The 15,412-nt window shown below is 60.1% G+C and carries 16 protein-coding genes; 8 read left to right on the plus strand and 8 right to left on the minus strand.

Translation table 11 applies throughout. The annotated features are described in order from the left end of the window. Positions 1–582 precede the first annotated feature (582 nt). The 4 genes from AB4N64_RS05355 to AB4N64_RS05370 all read right to left on the minus strand — a co-directional run bounded on the left by AB4N64_RS05355 (position 583) and on the right by AB4N64_RS05370 (position 4,304). Entirely contained in the window at positions 583–1,482 is a 900-nt protein-coding gene (locus tag AB4N64_RS05355) for a hydroxymethylglutaryl-CoA lyase (protein WP_460122619.1), read from the minus strand. Between the two features lie 134 nt (positions 1,483–1,616). Further along, positions 1,617–2,018: a MerR family transcriptional regulator gene (locus AB4N64_RS05360; protein WP_460122621.1), complete on the minus strand. Its 402-nt coding sequence runs from the start codon at positions 2,016–2,018 to the stop codon at positions 1,617–1,619. 176 nt (positions 2,019–2,194) lie between these two features. After that, a complete protein-coding gene (locus tag AB4N64_RS05365; protein ID WP_460121494.1) occupies positions 2,195–3,130 on the minus strand; it encodes an IS110 family transposase in 936 nt (311 codons plus the stop codon). 241 nt (positions 3,131–3,371) lie between these two features. Beyond that, positions 3,372–4,304, minus strand: coding sequence for a LysR family transcriptional regulator (locus AB4N64_RS05370; RefSeq protein ID WP_460122623.1), 933 nt, complete (start codon positions 4,302–4,304; stop codon positions 3,372–3,374). A gap of 177 nt (positions 4,305–4,481) precedes the next feature. Between AB4N64_RS05370 and AB4N64_RS05375 the strand changes: the two genes are divergently transcribed. Then, positions 4,482–5,711 carry an acyl-CoA dehydrogenase gene (locus AB4N64_RS05375; protein ID WP_460122624.1) on the plus strand — a complete coding sequence of 410 codons (1,230 nt, stop codon included), beginning with the start codon at positions 4,482–4,484 and terminating at the stop codon, positions 5,709–5,711. Positions 5,712–5,830: 119 nt separating this feature from the next. On the opposite strand, the gene AB4N64_RS05380 is transcribed toward AB4N64_RS05375, so the two are convergent. Beyond that, positions 5,831–6,646: a TatD family hydrolase gene (locus tag AB4N64_RS05380; RefSeq protein WP_460122625.1), complete on the minus strand. Its 816-nt coding sequence runs from the start codon at positions 6,644–6,646 to the stop codon at positions 5,831–5,833. Between the two features lie 234 nt (positions 6,647–6,880). Here AB4N64_RS05380 and AB4N64_RS05385 point away from each other — a divergent pair, with 234 nt between their 5' ends. The 4 genes from AB4N64_RS05385 (at position 6,881) to AB4N64_RS05400 (ending at position 9,553) form a co-directional block, all read left to right on the plus strand. Further along, positions 6,881–8,302 (plus strand): MltF family protein, encoded by a 1,422-nt coding sequence (locus tag AB4N64_RS05385; RefSeq protein ID WP_460122627.1) that lies wholly within the window; start codon positions 6,881–6,883, stop codon positions 8,300–8,302. Between the two features lie 107 nt (positions 8,303–8,409). After that, on the plus strand, positions 8,410–8,844 hold the full coding sequence (locus AB4N64_RS05390) for a DoxX family protein (RefSeq protein WP_460122629.1): 435 nt from the start codon (positions 8,410–8,412) through the stop codon (positions 8,842–8,844). 83 nt (positions 8,845–8,927) lie between these two features. Beyond that, entirely contained in the window at positions 8,928–9,059 is a 132-nt protein-coding gene (locus AB4N64_RS05395) for a hypothetical protein (protein ID WP_460122630.1), read from the plus strand. Between the two features lie 185 nt (positions 9,060–9,244). Beyond that, positions 9,245–9,553, plus strand: a complete 309-nt coding sequence (locus AB4N64_RS05400; RefSeq protein WP_460122632.1) for a class I SAM-dependent methyltransferase — start codon at positions 9,245–9,247, stop codon at positions 9,551–9,553. 3 nt (positions 9,554–9,556) lie between these two features. Here the strand turns inward: AB4N64_RS05400 and greB are convergent, their stop codons facing one another. The 3 genes from greB to AB4N64_RS05415 are packed head-to-tail and all read right to left on the minus strand — an operon-like array spanning position 9,557 to position 13,276. After that, on the minus strand, positions 9,557–10,054 hold the full coding sequence (gene greB, locus AB4N64_RS05405; protein ID WP_460122634.1) for a transcription elongation factor GreB: 498 nt from the start codon (positions 10,052–10,054) through the stop codon (positions 9,557–9,559). Positions 10,055–10,088: 34 nt separating this feature from the next. Next, complete coding sequence (locus tag AB4N64_RS05410; RefSeq protein WP_460122636.1) at positions 10,089–12,593, minus strand: ABC transporter permease; 2,505 nt, start codon at positions 12,591–12,593, stop codon at positions 10,089–10,091. After that, entirely contained in the window at positions 12,593–13,276 is a 684-nt protein-coding gene (locus AB4N64_RS05415; protein ID WP_368559049.1) for an ABC transporter ATP-binding protein, read from the minus strand. The genes AB4N64_RS05410 and AB4N64_RS05415 overlap by 1 nt, the downstream gene beginning before the upstream one ends. A 10-nt stretch (positions 13,277–13,286) precedes the next feature. Here AB4N64_RS05415 and AB4N64_RS05420 point away from each other — a divergent pair, with 10 nt between their 5' ends. From AB4N64_RS05420 to AB4N64_RS05430, 3 genes are all read left to right on the plus strand, one after another. After that, on the plus strand, positions 13,287–13,892 hold the full coding sequence (locus AB4N64_RS05420; protein WP_460122638.1) for an arylesterase: 606 nt from the start codon (positions 13,287–13,289) through the stop codon (positions 13,890–13,892). A 56-nt stretch (positions 13,893–13,948) separates the two neighbouring features. Further along, positions 13,949–14,242: a hypothetical protein gene (locus tag AB4N64_RS05425; RefSeq protein ID WP_096509755.1), complete on the plus strand. Its 294-nt coding sequence runs from the start codon at positions 13,949–13,951 to the stop codon at positions 14,240–14,242. Positions 14,243–14,343: 101 nt separating this feature from the next. Further along, complete coding sequence (locus AB4N64_RS05430) at positions 14,344–15,315, plus strand: L,D-transpeptidase family protein (RefSeq protein ID WP_460122640.1); 972 nt, start codon at positions 14,344–14,346, stop codon at positions 15,313–15,315. The last annotated feature ends 97 nt before the right edge of the window (positions 15,316–15,412 follow it).

A 15,412-nucleotide genomic window follows, 5' to 3' on the forward strand; every position in this document is an offset into this window, starting at 1 on the left:
GCAAGCCCGCTCCCACATTTGATCGAGTGAAACCTCAATACCAGACAGCACAAAGGGGAGCCGAGGCTCCCCTTTAATTTTCGTTGCGCGTGCTCTTTTTTTATTATTGAGGGGCGGTCTGTTTTTGTTTTTGGTAACCGTGACCCTTTACCGCTGTTTTTGGCGATCCCCATCCGGGATCAAGAGCAAACGTATTTTTTTGAGCGCTGATCTACTTTCTCGCTGAGCGATCCAACCGTTCGGTAGCTACCTGAAGGTAGTTTTATTGTTCTCTGCCCGGTTGCGGGTAACTTCGAGAAGCACCCTGAAAAGCACACCTTCTCCAAAAAAATCTGTTAGCTGCGTCTCTGCCGTGTTGTTTTTGTTATGTCAGAGTCGTTTCGTCTTGTTTTTATTGGTTTGCTGCTTTTTATTCTTGTTATGCCATAGAGATAGCAGAAGCCGTGCCAACTTTTAAAAGTCATTTAAAATCAACAACATAATATTTTGTGGGATTTTTCTCTCAGGCAAACACCGACAATTTGTTTCCGTGTTACTCGCTTTTACCCCACACCGTGACCGGTGCGGTAACACCCCGCGCACTCACTGTGCGCTACGGGCCTTGGCCACGCGCGAACCACTGGGGCGTCCCAGCACTGCACTGATCTGCTGACCGGCGCGAATCAGCGCGTCGAGGTCGGTGCCGGTTTCGATACCCAGACCGTTGAGCAGGTAAACCACGTCTTCGGTCGCGACGTTACCGCTGGCACCCTTGGCGTAGGGGCAGCCGCCGAGGCCGGCGATAGAGCTGTCGAACACCGAAATCCCTTCCAGCAGGCTGGCATAGATGTTCGCCATCGCCTGGCCATAGGTGTCGTGAAAATGCCCGGCCAGTTTGTCGCGCGGTACCTGGGCCGAGACCACGTCGAACATCTTGCGGGTTGCCCCCGCCGTGCCGGTACCGATGGTGTCGCCCAGGGAAACCTCATAGCAGCCCATGGCGTAGAGTTCGCGAGCGACGTACGCCACTTGTTCCGGCGTGACTTCGCCTTCATAAGGACAGCCCAGCACACAGGACACGTAACCGCGCACGGTAACGCCGTGTTGCCTGGCCATGTCCATGATGGGCACGAAGCGCTCCAGGCTTTCCTTGATCGAGCAATTGATGTTGCGCTGGGAAAACGCTTCGGACGCTGCTGCAAATACCGCGACTTCCTTGACCCCACTGGCCAGTGCGTCTTCAAAGCCACGCAGGTTGGGGGCGAGCGCACCGTAGGTGACGCCGGGCTTGCGCTGGATCTGTGCGAAGACGTCAGCGGATCCGGCCATCTGCGGCACCCATTTGGGCGATACGAAACTGCCGACCTCTATATAACCGAGGCCTGCGGCCGTCAGTGCATCGACCAGTTGCACCTTGTCGGCGACGCTGATGGGTGGGGCTTCGTTTTGCAGACCGTCACGGGGGCCGACTTCGACCAGGCGTACGTGGGAGGGTAGGGGCATGGCTTGAGTCCTATGTTCATTGCTGTAGGAGCGAGCTTACTCCGGGCGGCGTTCCGACGATGGCGGTCGCCTGAACGGCTGTGGTGTCTGGGCTTGCATCGCGAGCAAGCTCGCTCCTACAGGGGGGAGGGTGGTTATTGGATGGCCTGCTGGCTCTTGAGTGTTTGCTCCAGCGCCTGAACGCAGCGTTCTTCGGCGGTATCGAGTTCCAGTTTCATCTGTTCGATGTCCAGCAACTGTTGTTCGAGCTGTGCCCGGCGCTCGGTGATTTTCGCCAGCATGCTGTGCAACTGCTTGGTGTTACCGCTGGACGGATCATAAAGTTCGATCAACTCGCGGCATTCGGCCAGGGAAAACCCGATGCGCTTGCCGCGCAGGATCAGTTTCAGGCTGACCTTGTCCCGTGGCGAGTAAATGCGTTCCTGGCCACGGCGCTCAGGGCTGAGCAGGCCTTGCTCTTCATAAAAGCGAATGGCCCGCGTGGTGATGTCGAGTTCGCGGGCGAGATCGGAGATGCTATAGGTCTGGCTGCTCATGGAAGCGCTCGAAGAAAGGTCATGGCGCTAAGCTAAAGGTTGCTTGACGTATACGTCAAGGGTCTGGAGTCGGTGGTGTTGCTGGCCTCATCGCGGGCAAGCCCGCTCCTACAGGGAATTGTTTAACGGCGCTGATTTCTGTGGGAGATTCTATGTTGCCCGACAAGCTTGAATTCTCAAGCTGACAGGTATTCGCTCTGATTTTTCATCAGGGCGAATGCCACTCGGCAGAGCTTTCGGGCCAAAGCTACCAAGGCCTGGGTTTTCGAGAAGCCTCTGACCAGATATGCCTCGTAAAACGGCTTCCATTTGGCCGAGCGACACGCCGCCATTGCCGCGTTGTAAGCCAAACGACGCACCTCCGGATCCCCTTTTTTGGTCAGGGATCGCAGCCCATTTTTCTTGCCGGAGTCATCGACCGCCAAGTCCATCCCTAGAAACGCGATGAATGCATCGCCGTTCGCAAAATCTCCCCGTATATAGGTCGCCGCCAACCCCGTTGCAGTTAGCTCTCCAACGCCTTCTATGGCTTTGCAGCGCTCGATATTTTCCTCAATTCCTGCCTCCTTACTGACCTTGCGCAGCAGTTTCTGGATAGCCTGATCTGCCTGCTTGAATGCCTTCTGTTGAGCGGTTTGTAGCTTTTTCAACAGAGGTTCACTGGTCCAACTCAACATCAGCCCAGTATGGTTCTTGATCAGCGTTGCCCGCCTGTGAAGAAGGCTCTTCAGTGTGCTGTAGGCTTTGGGCGGCGGGGTCCAGATCCGCAATTTGCTTTGTTCGCTCTCCAGGTAACGCGCCAGCAAGCGTGCATCGCAGGGATCATTCTTGGCTCTTTGACCGACTCCACGGCGGTAATGGCTCACACGATAAGCATCCACTACGTAGACCTGGTGGCCCATTTCGTGAGCCAGCTCGACCGTGTCCAAGTGGTAAATGTTGGTGGCTTCAAGTGCTATGGCACTTTGAGCTGGCAGCGTTTTAAGCCAACGTTTGAGGGCTGCTCGCTCGTTTTTAATGGATTCAAGGGTTTGCTGATCAGCGCGGTAGACAACGATCTCGGCCTTGGCGACATCGATACCGACAACCGTTTGCGAAGTAAGGATTGTCATAACAAATCCTCGGAGCTAGGGTTTAGGTGCTTGTTGGGGTCTACCGTTGCGCTGGCTTGTCTCTATCGTCGGTTAACCGATGAATTCCTTATCGGCGCTTTGGGTAGAAGGGGTGGGAGGAGAAGTCTCCCACGGTCTGTACTGGTCAGAGTCAGAATCGAGTCTGTAGTCCCACCCCACCCCTTCAAGTCTAAACATACAAGCGAGCCTGCTCGCGATAGGACCGCCCCGATCCAAAACCCTACACCACCTTCTCCAGCTTTCTCTCTTGTGCCGTCACCTGCTGGCACAACTCGATCATCTGCTCGCGCATCCAGCGGTTGGCCGGGTCCTGGTCAGTGCTTTCGTGCCAATAGAGATGGGTTTCCACCGGCGGCACGTCATTGACCGGTACGCTGAAGGCCAGCAGTTCGTTACGGCGCGCAAAGCGCTCCGGTACGGTCATGACCATGTCGGTTTGCTGCAACACTTGTGAGGCCATCTGGTAGTGCTGGGAACGCAGGGCAATCTTGCGTTGGATGCCCATCTTGCCCAACGCCAGGTCGACATGGCCAAGGCCGCTGCGACGGCTGGAAATATGCACGTGGGTCATGCCCAGGTAATCATCGAGGGTGAGTTTGTCCTTGCCCGCCAGTGGGTGACCCTTGCGCATCGCGCACACGTAGCGGTCTTCCATCAGCTTGACGTGACGCACCTGGGGGTCGGTGTTGAGCGGCGCATCCACCGCGAAATCCAGGCGCCCGGCCGCCAGTTCCTTGGTGGTTTCACGGCGTTTGGCCAGGAAGCTCTCGATGATCACTGCCGGCGCCAGGCGACGCAGGCGCTGGAACAGCGGCGGCAGAATCACCGCCTCGGTGAGGTCGGTCATGCTGATGCGATAGGTCTTGACCGCCTGCAACGGGTTGAAGATCCGGCTCTCCTGCACCGACACGCGCAGCAATGACAGGGCATTGCGCACCGGGCCGATGATGTTTTGGGCCATCGGGGTGGGCACCATGCCCTGGGCCGTACGCACGAACAGCGGGTCGTTAAAGGTCTCACGCAGGCGCGCCAGGGCATTGGACACCGCCGGTTGAGTGATGCCGACGATTTGCCCGGCACGGGTCAGGTTGGCTTCGGTGTAGATCGCATCGAAGACGATGAAAAGGTTGAGGTCGACCTTGCTCAGATTCATTGCGCTTCACTCTTATTGTAGGGCGGTCTGGACGGGCACGGAGGCCTTGGCAATCAGCCGATCATATATCGGTGATGAATGTTAATACACGCGGAGAATAGGCTAGGTAAATTTTCGTAGCTGCTCTAGCATCGATTGCATGCCCTAAACAACTTCCCCCAAGAAGGTAGCTGCCCCATGGATTTCGCTTATTCGCCCAAGGTTCAGGAACTGCGTGAGCGCGTGACCGCGTTCATGGATGCTTATGTTTACCCCGCCGAAGCCGTGTTCGAGCGTCAGGTTGCGGAGGGCGATCGCTGGCAGCCGACGGCGATCATGGAAGAACTCAAACTCAAGGCCAAGGCTGAAGGCTTGTGGAATTTGTTTCTGCCTGAGTCCGAGCTCGGCGCGGGCCTGACCAACCTCGAATACGCTCCCCTGGCGGAAATCATGGGCCGCTCGCTGCTGGGCCCCGAGCCGTTCAACTGCTCGGCGCCGGACACCGGCAACATGGAAGTGCTGGTTCGTTACGCCAATGAAGAACAGAAACAGCGCTGGCTCGAACCGCTGTTGCGGGGCGAGATTCGTTCGGCATTTGCCATGACTGAACCCGATGTCGCATCCTCCGACGCCACCAACATGGCCGCCCGCGCCGTCCGCGACGGGGATGAGTGGGTGATCAACGGCAAAAAATGGTGGACATCGGGTGCCTGCGATCCGCGTTGCAAGATCATGGTGTTCATGGGGTTGAGCAATCCCGATGCGCCACGTCACGCCCAGCACTCGATGATTCTGGTGCCGGTGGATACACCAGGTGTGAAAATCGTCCGTCCACTGCCCGTGTTCGGTTACGACGACGCACCTCACGGCCACGCCGAGGTGCTGTTCGAAAATGTCCGGGTGCCGTACGAAAACGTACTGCTGGGCGAAGGCCGTGGCTTTGAAATCGCCCAGGGGCGCCTGGGCCCAGGTCGGATTCACCACTGCATGCGTTCGATCGGCATGGCCGAGCGCGCGCTGGAACTGATGTGCAAGCGCTCCGTGGAGCGCACAGCCTTTGGCAAGCCACTGGCGCGCCTGGGTGGCAATGTCGACAAGATTGCCGACTCACGGATGGAAATCGACATGGCGCGCCTGCTGACCCTGAAGGCCGCCTACATGATGGACACCGTCGGCAACAAAGTGGCGAAGAGTGAAATCGCGCAGATCAAGGTGGTCGCGCCCAATGTGGCGCTGCGGGTCATTGACCGGGCGATCCAGATTCATGGCGGGGCGGGGGTGTCCAACGACTTCCCGCTGGCCTACATGTACGCGATGCAGCGCACCCTGCGCCTGGCCGATGGCCCGGACGAAGTGCACCGAGCGGCCATCGGCAAGTTCGAGATCGGCAAGTATGTGCCGCGGGAGATGATGCGCAGCAATCACTAAACACGCCAGACCCCTGTAGGAGCGAGCATGCTCGCGATGGAGTCACGAACACCTCGGGGTGTCAGGCTGCCCGCGTTATCGTTAACGTCCATCGCGAGCATGCTCGCTCCTACAGGGTTTCAGGGTTTGCTGGAGACCACCGGCAAACCAAAAAACGCCCGCGCACACGCCGTGCTGTGGGCTGCCAGGTCCTGCTCGCTTTCCCCTCGGTGCAACGCCACTTCGCGCAACACTTCGGTCAGATAGGCCGGCTCGTTGCGACCATTTTTCGGTTTGGGCCGCAAGCTGCGCGGCAGCAGGTAAGGCGCGTCGCTTTCCAGCATCAGGCGCCCACGTTTGATCTCCTTGACCAGCGGATGCAAATGCGTGCCGCGACGCTCGTCGCAGATCCAGCCGGTGATACCGATGTGCAGGTCGAGATCGAGGTAGCTGAACAGCGCCTGTTTTTCCCCCGTGAAGCAATGCACCACGGCTGCCGGCAGTTTGTCGCGGTAATCGCGCAGGATTTCCAGCAAACGCTGATTGGCGTCCCGCTCATGGAGAAATACCGGCAGTTGGAGCTCGACCGCCAGCGCCAGATGCTCTTCCAGGACTTTCTCCTGCTGCGGGCGCGGCGAGAAGTCGCGATTGAAATCCAGTCCGCACTCACCCACGGCCACCACGTTTGGCTCCTTGAGCAAACCTCGCAGGCGCTGGGCGCTGTCGGCATTCCAATCGCTGGCCGCGTGCGGGTGGATGCCGGCGGTGGCGAACAGCCGCTGCGACGTTTCATCCAACTGCCGGCACAACTCCAGCGCCTGTTCGCTGCCGTCAACGCTGGTGCCGGTCAGTACCAATTGGCAGACCCCGGCGGCATAGGCACGCTCGAGCACGGCCTGGTGTTTGTCGGCAAAACTGGGGTTGGTCAGGTTGACGCCGATATCGATGAGTTGCATGGTGCTACCTCGGACCCAGGGCCGGAAAGCATATCAGAGCTGTAGATTTATAATAAAAGCCAAGAACTACAACGAGTTAAAGCGGTCTTTTGAGGCCGGAAGACGCCTTGGACTGGTCACATGGCCATCACTGTGCCAGTCTTTCGTACTTTGCCAGCGCTCAATGCGCTCTGTTTCCGTCGCCCGATTTCATCAATGCTTTAAAATCGGCCCCGTCCTTCTTGCGGAGAGTGGATGACCCGTCCCTCGATTTTGCTCCTGCTGTGTGCTGCGCTGCTGCTTCCGATGCCGGCGGTTGCGCGCCTGGCCGGTCCGCTGCAAGCCGTGCCGGCGGCCAAGGTGCGCGATCTTTCGGAGATCCGCAGCAGTCGGGTGCTGAAAGTGCTGGTCAACCAGAGCCGCAACAGTTCCGGCGAAGTACAGGGTCAGTCAATTGGGGTCGAATATCATCGGCTGCGTGCCTTCGAGCAATACCTCAACGGTCATGCCCGCGATGGCCAGGAGATCAAGCTCAAGATCATTCCCAAAAGCAAGGACCAGTTGCTCGGCGCATTGCAGCGCGGGGAGGGGGACCTGGTTGCACCGGGGGAGTTGCTGGATCTGCAGCCGGGATACGCCGTCAGTACCAGTGAGCCGGTTGCCACCAATATCCCTTTGGTGCTGGTCGGTATAAAGGGCGAGAAGCGCTACACACGCCTCGAGCAACTGTCGGGCAAGACCCTGGCATTGCCGACCGGCAGCGTCGCCGGTGACGCCATCAGCCAGATCAACCAGAAGCTGGCGCTGCACAAACTGCCACCGGTGACAATCGAGTGGGTCGATCCGAGTCTTGCGATCGAGGACGTATTGGAGATGGTGCAGGGCGGGATCTTTCACCTGACGATCGTTGAGCAACCGATTGCCGAGCGTTGGGGCAAGATCCTGCCCAAGCTGCGTTTTGACAAGCAGGTGATGATCAGTGAACCCGGAGAAGAGTTCTGGTTCGTACGCCGCGACGCGACGATGTTGCGGGCCAGCATCGATCGCTTCCTGGCCGGCTATAAAAAGCCTTCGGATCAGGATGCGGCGTTCCTGCGCATCTATCGCCGTCTGTACCAAGTGCATTATCCGTTGGCCAAGAGCGATCGCCAGCGCCTGGAGAAACTTCGACCGGTGCTGCAAAAACATGCCGATGCGCAAGCCATGGACTGGCTGAACCTGGCGGCGCTGGCGTTCAAGGAGTCCGGCCTGCAACCCAAGGCCCGTAGCGGTGGCGCGCCAACCGGGCTGATGCAGATCACCCCGTCAGCCGCGCAGCGGGTCGGCGTCAGCAACATTCAGGAAGTCGATGGCAATGTGCAGGCCGGCGCCAAGTACCTGGCCATGATCCGTCGCAAGTTTTTTGCCAGCCCAAAACTCAACGAGCGTGAGCGCATGGCATTCACGTTGGCGGCCTACAACATCGGGCCAGAGCGGGTCCAGGGCATGCGTGCGGAGGCACGGCGGCGCGGCTTGAATCCCAACCAATGGTTTTTTCAGGTGGAACGCATCGCCATGGAGCAGGTGGGAATGGGGCCTGTCAGCTATGTTAATAGCGTGAACAAGTATTACCTGGCATTCGATCGGGAGCGGGAGTCGTTGGAGCCCCAGGGGCAAAAAGTCGTTTCAAGGAAGTGATCGAATAAACTGATTGTTATTGCGAAAAATTTGCGCTTTTAGCATTTGTTTTATCGATTAATATGGCGACCAACCAACACACATAACTCCATTAGGGACGACACAACATGAGCACAATGATCAACAAGGTACTGTTCACCCGCGCTGGCTACGGCCTGACTGTCCTGCGTATTTTCGTCGGCATCATCTTCGCTGCCCACGGTTCGCAGAAACTCTTCGGCGCCTTTGGCGGCTACGGCCTGGCCGGCACCGCGCAGTACATGGAAAGCATCGGCCTGACCCCGGGCTACGTCATGGCGACTTTGGCGGGCGGTACCGAGTTCTTCGCCGGCCTGGCCTTGATCATTGGCCTGCTGGTGCGTCCGGCGGCACTGGGCCTGACCTTCCTGTCGCTGGTGGCGATCTTCAGCGTGCACATCAGCAACGGCCTGTTCATGGCCAACAACGGTTACGAGTTCGCCCTGGCCTTGCTCGGTGGCAGCATCGCGGTACTGATCGAAGGTGCCGGCAAGCTCTCGGTGGACCGCGCCATCGCCGGCTGACTGCACTGGCTCAAGGAAAAGGCCCGCATTGCGCGGGCCTTTTTTGTTGCTCGTCTCACGCTCTCACCTCTGTAGGAGCGAGCATGCTCGCGATGGTCGTCAACGATGACGCTGGGCAACTGATGCCCCGTGGTGCCTGTTCCACCATCGCGAGCAAGCTCGCTCCTACAGGTGGTTTGGCGATGTGCTGGGCGCGCGCAAAGGCCGGTTCTTGACACCTCCGCATCAGCTTCTCTAGGATGTTGCCCATGCGCCGATTTAAACAGCTACTTGCGGGGCGCCAGGTGACTCATTCAGTTGCCGATAGAAGCTTGAGATGGGCTTCGAAATACCGCTAAAGCGCTGGTTCGGTGTTGCCTCTCACCTGCCATGCAGACTTTTGAGGCAGAGACACGACACGATGAATGCACTAAACCCTGTTGTACGCCCCGCGCCGATCACGGCACATCTCACTCAGCGCAATCCAAAAATCCTGCTTGGCGGCAAACATCAGCCGACGCTTTTGCGTTATCTCGATGGCTGGCCACGGCGTACCGGTGGACCCGCCGCATTCCTGATCCAATTTGTCGAAGACGGTGAGTCACTGGCGCGATTCGCCAGTGACAGTTTTGACCTGGCCGTGATCCAGTCGCCCAGCGCACAAGATGCAGCCGAAGTGATCAAGCAACTGACCCGCGTAGCACGCCAGGGACTGATCACTCGTCGCTGAGCGTCAGGGGTAGTCGATCGCCACGATATACACGCACTGCTCGCCAGTCGGTGTCTGCACGCGGACTTCGGCGTCCAGTGCCTTGCCGATCAAGGCACGGGCCAGCGGTGAGTCGATGCTGATCAAGCCCCGTTTCAAATCCAGTTCGTCCGGGCCGACGATGCGATAGCGCGACTCCTTGCCATCCTCGTCTTCGATCGTGACCCAGGCGCCAAAGTAGACTTTGTTCGGGTCGCTGGGTTTCTCGCTGACAACCTTGAGCGCTTCCAGGCGCTTGGTCAAAAAGCGCACTCGGCTGTCGATCTCGCGCAGCATCTTTTTGCCGTAGGTGTATTCAGCGTTTTCCGAGCGATCACCCTGGGCGGCCGCTTCGCTGACCGCTTGCGTCACCTGTGGTCGGCGCACGTGCCAGAGTTCGTGAAACTCGGCGCGCATCCGCGCTTCACCCTCAGGGGTGATCAGCGCGGTGCCGGCGGTGCGAGGAGGGCGGTAACGGCTCATGGCGACTTCTTGTGATGGAGAAGGCTGGAGTCTATCAACCCTCGCGCAACACTGTCAGGGGGCTGGCATTGAGCGCGCGACGGGTGCCGAACACGCCGGCCCCGCCGATCAGTGCGGCGCCGATCAGTGGCAGCACCAGCAACCAGGGGTGCGGGTGCCACGGCAGGTCGAACGCGTAGCGGTAAAGCACCAGGCTCACCAGTTCCGACCCCAGCGCTGCCAGCAAACCGCTGACCGCGCCCAGCAGCCCGAACTCGATGCGCCGCGCCTTGACCAGCAACTGTCGCTCGGCACCCAGTGCGCGCAGCAAGGCGCCCTGGCGGATGCGCTCATCCAGTGTCGCTTGCAAGCCTGAGAACAGCACCGCCATCCCCGCCGCCAACACAAACAGCAGCACGTACTCCACCGCCAGGGTGACTTGGGCGAGGATGCTGCGCAGTTGTTCAAGCAGCGCCTCGACCTCCAGGATGGTCACGGCCGGAAAGGCGCGGGACAGGTCGACAATCTGCTGGTCGTGACCGGCCGCCAGATAGAAACTGGTGAGGTAGGTCGCCGGCAAATCCTTCAATGTTCCCGGTTGGAAGATCATGAAGAAGTTGGGCTGGAAGTTGTCCCAGTTGATGTCCCGCAGGCTGGTGACCTTCGCCTCGCGATTGACCCCGCCAACGCTGAACACCAGGTGATCACCCAGTTTCAGCTTGAGGCTTTCGGCGACCTTGCCCTCCACCGACACGCCGGGAATGTCATCCGACGGCTGTTCGCTCCACCAGTTACCAGCGGTGATCTGGTTGCCGGCGGGCAGGTCCGCGGCCCAGGTGAGGCTCAGGTCGCGTTGGATCGCCCGGTCCCCGGCGGAGTCCTTGCTGACAATCTGCTGCACCGCCTCGCCATTGATACTGATCAGCCGACCCGGGACCACGGGGTACAACGGTGCTGATTGTGCCGACACTTCGATCAGGCGATCGGTGAAGGCCTGTTTGTCGTCTGGCAGGATGTTCAGCGCGAAATAGTTCGGTGCATTTTTCGGCAGTTGATTCTGCCAGGTATCCAGCAACTCGCCCCGCAGCAGGGCGATCAGCGCCATCGACAGGAGAATCAGGCCGAACGCCAGCGATTGGCCCGCTGCTGCCAGTGGATGCCGCAGCAATTGACCCAGACCCAGGCGCCACGGCAACGAAGCGCGCGCGAGCAGGCGGCGCAGGCTTTTCAACAGCAGCAAGAGCAGGCCGCCCAGTACCAACGCAGCGACCACGCCGCCACCGAGCAGGGCGAAGGTCAGCAGCAGGTCCAGGCTCAGGCGCCACATGATCAGGCCGAGGGCGCCCAATGCCGCGCCATAGATCACCCAAGTGCTGGATGCAATGGGCAGCATGTCACGGCGCAGTACCCGCAGGGGCGGAACGCGACCCAGCGCTGCCAACGGCGGCAAGGCGAAGCCGGCCAGCGCGACCAGGCCCGTGCCAATCCCGGCAATGGCCGGAAACAGACCTCCCGGCGGCACGTCGTTGGGCAACAGGTCATGCAGCAGCGCGAACAGTCCCAGTTGCGCCAGCCAGCCGATCATGGCGCCGCTGAGGCTGGCCAGCAGGCCGAGCACGGTGAGTTGAAGACTGAACAGCACCAGCGTTTCCCGGCGCGACAATCCCAGACAGCGCAACAGCGCACTGGCGTCGAAGCGGCGAGTGGCGAAGCGTGTCGCCGACAGCGCCACCGCCACACCGGCCAGTAATACAGCGACCAGGCTGGCCATGTTCAAGTAGCGTTCAGCCTTGCCCAGCGCACCGCCAATCTGCTGGTTGCCGTCTCGGGCATCCTGGATGCGCTGGTTGGCGGCCAGGCCAGGTTTGATCAGTTGCCGATAGGTTTCCAGTGCCTCGGCCTTGCCGCGCCAGAGTTCGCGATAGCCGACCCGGCTGCCTGGCTGCACCACGCCGGTCGCGGCGAGGTCGCTGAGGTTGATCAACACACGTGGCGTCAGGCTGTAGAAGTTGCCGGCGCGGTCCGGTTCGTAAGTGAGTATCCGCGCCAGTTTCAGGGTGCGCATGCCAACATCGATGCTGTCGCCGATCTTCAGGTCCAGCGCGGTCAGCAGCCGGGCTTCGACCCAGGCTTCCCCGGGCCTGGGCCCTCCGCCGGCGACTTCCGGTGCAAAGGGGGCAGGGGCGCTTTTCAGTTCTCCTCGCAATGGATAGGCATCGTCGGCCGCCTTTATGCTGGACAACTGAATACCGTTATCGGTGGCGATGACACTGGAGAACTCCACCACCTGGGCATGTTCGAGCCCCAGTTCCGTGCCGCTTCTGATCTGTTCGGGCCGTGCGGGTGAACTGCCTTCGAGCAGCAGGTCGGCGCCGAGGAACTCGGTAGCGCGCAGCATCATGGCGCCATTGAGGCGGGCGCCGAAGTATCCGATGGCGGTACTGGCCGCCACCGCCACCAACAAAGCGAAAAACAATACCCGCAATTCACCGGCGCGGGCGTCACGCAGCAATTGGCGGATGGCGAGACTGAACAGGCGCAACAGCGGCAGACGTGCCATCAAGGCTCCAGAGGGGCGACCAGCAGGCCCGCTTCAAGACGGATCAGGCGCCGGCAGCGATGTGCCAGGCGTTCATCATGGGTCACCAGCACCAGGGTGGTGCCGCGCTCCTTGTTCAGCTCGAACAGCAAGTCGCTGATTCGCTCGCCGGTGTGGCTGTCGAGGTTGCCGGTGGGCTCGTCGGCAAACAGCACGTCGGGTTCGGCAGCAAACGCGCGGGCGATCGCGACGCGTTGCTGTTCGCCGCCCGAGAGCTGGCGTGGCGAGTGAGTCAGGCGCTGCCCAAGACCGACACGTTGCAGCAGCCCCGTGGCACGTTCCCGGGCGTCCTTGCGGCCATCGAGTTCCAGCGGCAGCATGACGTTTTCCAGGGCGTTGAGGCTGTCGAGCAACTGAAAGGACTGGAACACGAAGCCGACGTGTTCGGCACGGATGCGTGCCCGTTGATCCTCGTCCAGCGTGCTCAGACCCTGGCCGGCGAGGGTGACTTCACCGCTGCTGGGCAGGTCGAGGCCGGCCAGCAGGCCAAGGAGGGTGGATTTGCCGGAACCGGACGCGCCGACGATGGCCAGGCTGTCGCCCTTGTTCAGTTCCAGGCTGAGTTCGTGCAGGATAGTCAGTTCACCTTCCGCGCTGGGGACCACTTTGCTGAGGTTCTTCGCGGTGAGAATGCTTGCGCCCATGGAGAATCCGATGCGTGTATGGTTTTTGAGTGCTGGCCTGGCCTTGATGTGCATGGCCCAGAACGCAGCGGCGGGTACAGTCCTGATCGTTGGCGATAGTATCAGCGCCGGTTTCGGCCTGGATACCCGCGTGGGGTGGGTGTCACTGCTTGAACAACGGCTCAAGCAGGAAGGTTTCGACGACAAGGTGGTCAATGCGTCGATCAGCGGCGACACCAGCGCGGGAGGCCGGGCGCGCCTGCCTGCGCTGCTTGCAGAGCATAAGCCTGAGTTGGTGATCCTGGAGTTGGGCGGCAATGATGGCCTGCGCGGAATGCTGCCGACGCAATTGCAACAAAACCTTGCAATAATGATCGACGGATCCCGCGCCAGTGGTGCCAAGGTGTTGTTGCTGGGCATGCAATTGCCTCCCAACTACGGAGCGCGATACACCAAGGCGTTCGCCGAGGTGTACAGCAACGTCGCCGACCAGAAAAAGATCCCGCTGGTGCCGTTTTTTCTGGAAGGCGTGGGCGGGCATCCGGACATGATGCAAGCCGATGGCCTGCACCCGGCGGCGGGGGCCCAGGACAAGTTGCTGGAAAATGTCTGGCCGGCACTGAAACCGCTGCTTTGACGCTTTTCTAGTGGCCGGGATTCGGCTAATGTGGCGCCCCCTATCTGGAGCCCCCGATGCCGCGTCCCGCCTGGTCACTTTTTGCCTATCAACTGATCGAGCCAGACGAGCAGTTGGATTTGTTCGCCTGCCAGGAAGTGCGTGTGCATCTGGTGACCCGTCAGTTGGAGCTGGGAGGTTCGGCCGATCGCACCCTGTGCGGTAGCCTGCTGCCGGCACAACCGCGCTGGTCGAGCGTCGACCGCAAGGTGTTTCAGGATCAGCGCCTATGCTCACTGTGCCGGGCCATCCTGGAATCGCAGAAGCGTGGGACCTCGCCTATCTGGCCAGAGCTGCGTTTCGAGCTCTGACACATCCCGATACGCGAGCCATCGACCATCTCCCCGAATTTATGGGTGCCGGTGTACAATCGCGTTTTTCACCCTTGTCGATCTTGCGAAGGATTTTCCGGATGTTGCCGCGCTTTCCTGCCGTCACCCGCTGCCTGACACTTGCCGCCCTGTGCGCTGCGGGTCCCGTAGCTGCATTGGAGTTGCCCCTGCCACCGCCTGGTGAAGACATCGTCGGCCAGGTGCAGGTCATCAAGGCCAAGTACGAAGACACCTTCGCCGACCTTGGCACCACTTACGATCTGGGTTACACAGAGATGGTCGCGGCCAACCCTGGCGTCGATCCCTGGTTGCCGGGTGCTGGCACCGAAATCGTGTTGCCCACCCGCTTCATCCTGCCACCTGGCCCGCGTGAAGGCATTGTCATCAACCTGGCTGAGTACCGCCTCTACTATTACCCCAAGGGCCGGAACGTGGTGTACACCTTCCCGTTGGGTATCGGTCGCGAAGGCTGGGGCTCGCCAATCGCCCACACCAGCATCATCGCCAAGACGCCTAATCCGACCTGGACGCCTCCGGCGTCGATCAAGGCCGAGCACGCCGCCGATGGCGATCCGCTGCCGAATGTCGTGCCAGCCGGTCCCGACAACCCGCTGGGCCCGTTCAAGTTCACCCTGGGCACACCGGGCTACCTGATCCACGGTTCCAACAAGAAGTTCGGCATCGGCATGCGCACCAGCCACGGCTGCTTCCGCATGTTCAACAACAACGTGCTGGAAATGGCCGGCATGGTGCCGGTGGGCACGTCGGTACGCATCATCAATGACTCCTACAAATTCGGTGTCAGCGGTGGCAAGGTCTACCTGGAGGCCCACACGCCACTGGACGACAAGGGCAACCCGTCGGTGGTCGACAAGCACACTGCGGTCATCAACGCGATGCTCAAGCGCGAAGACATCACCAACAACCTGCGTATGAACTGGGATGTTGTGCGTGATGTGGTGGCCGCTGAAGATGGTCTGCCAGTGGAAATCGCCGTGCCCAATCAGTCGGCACCGATGGTCTCCAGCGCTCCGCTCGATCCTCTGCAATAAGGCTTCTTTCAAACCCGTCGATGCGGCTGCGTCGGCGGGTTTTTTATTGCTTGGACGAAACGTCGGGCAATAAAAAAGCCGACCCAAAAAATGGGTC

The sequence above is a fragment of the Pseudomonas sp. S2_C03 genome, assembly GCF_054668405.1.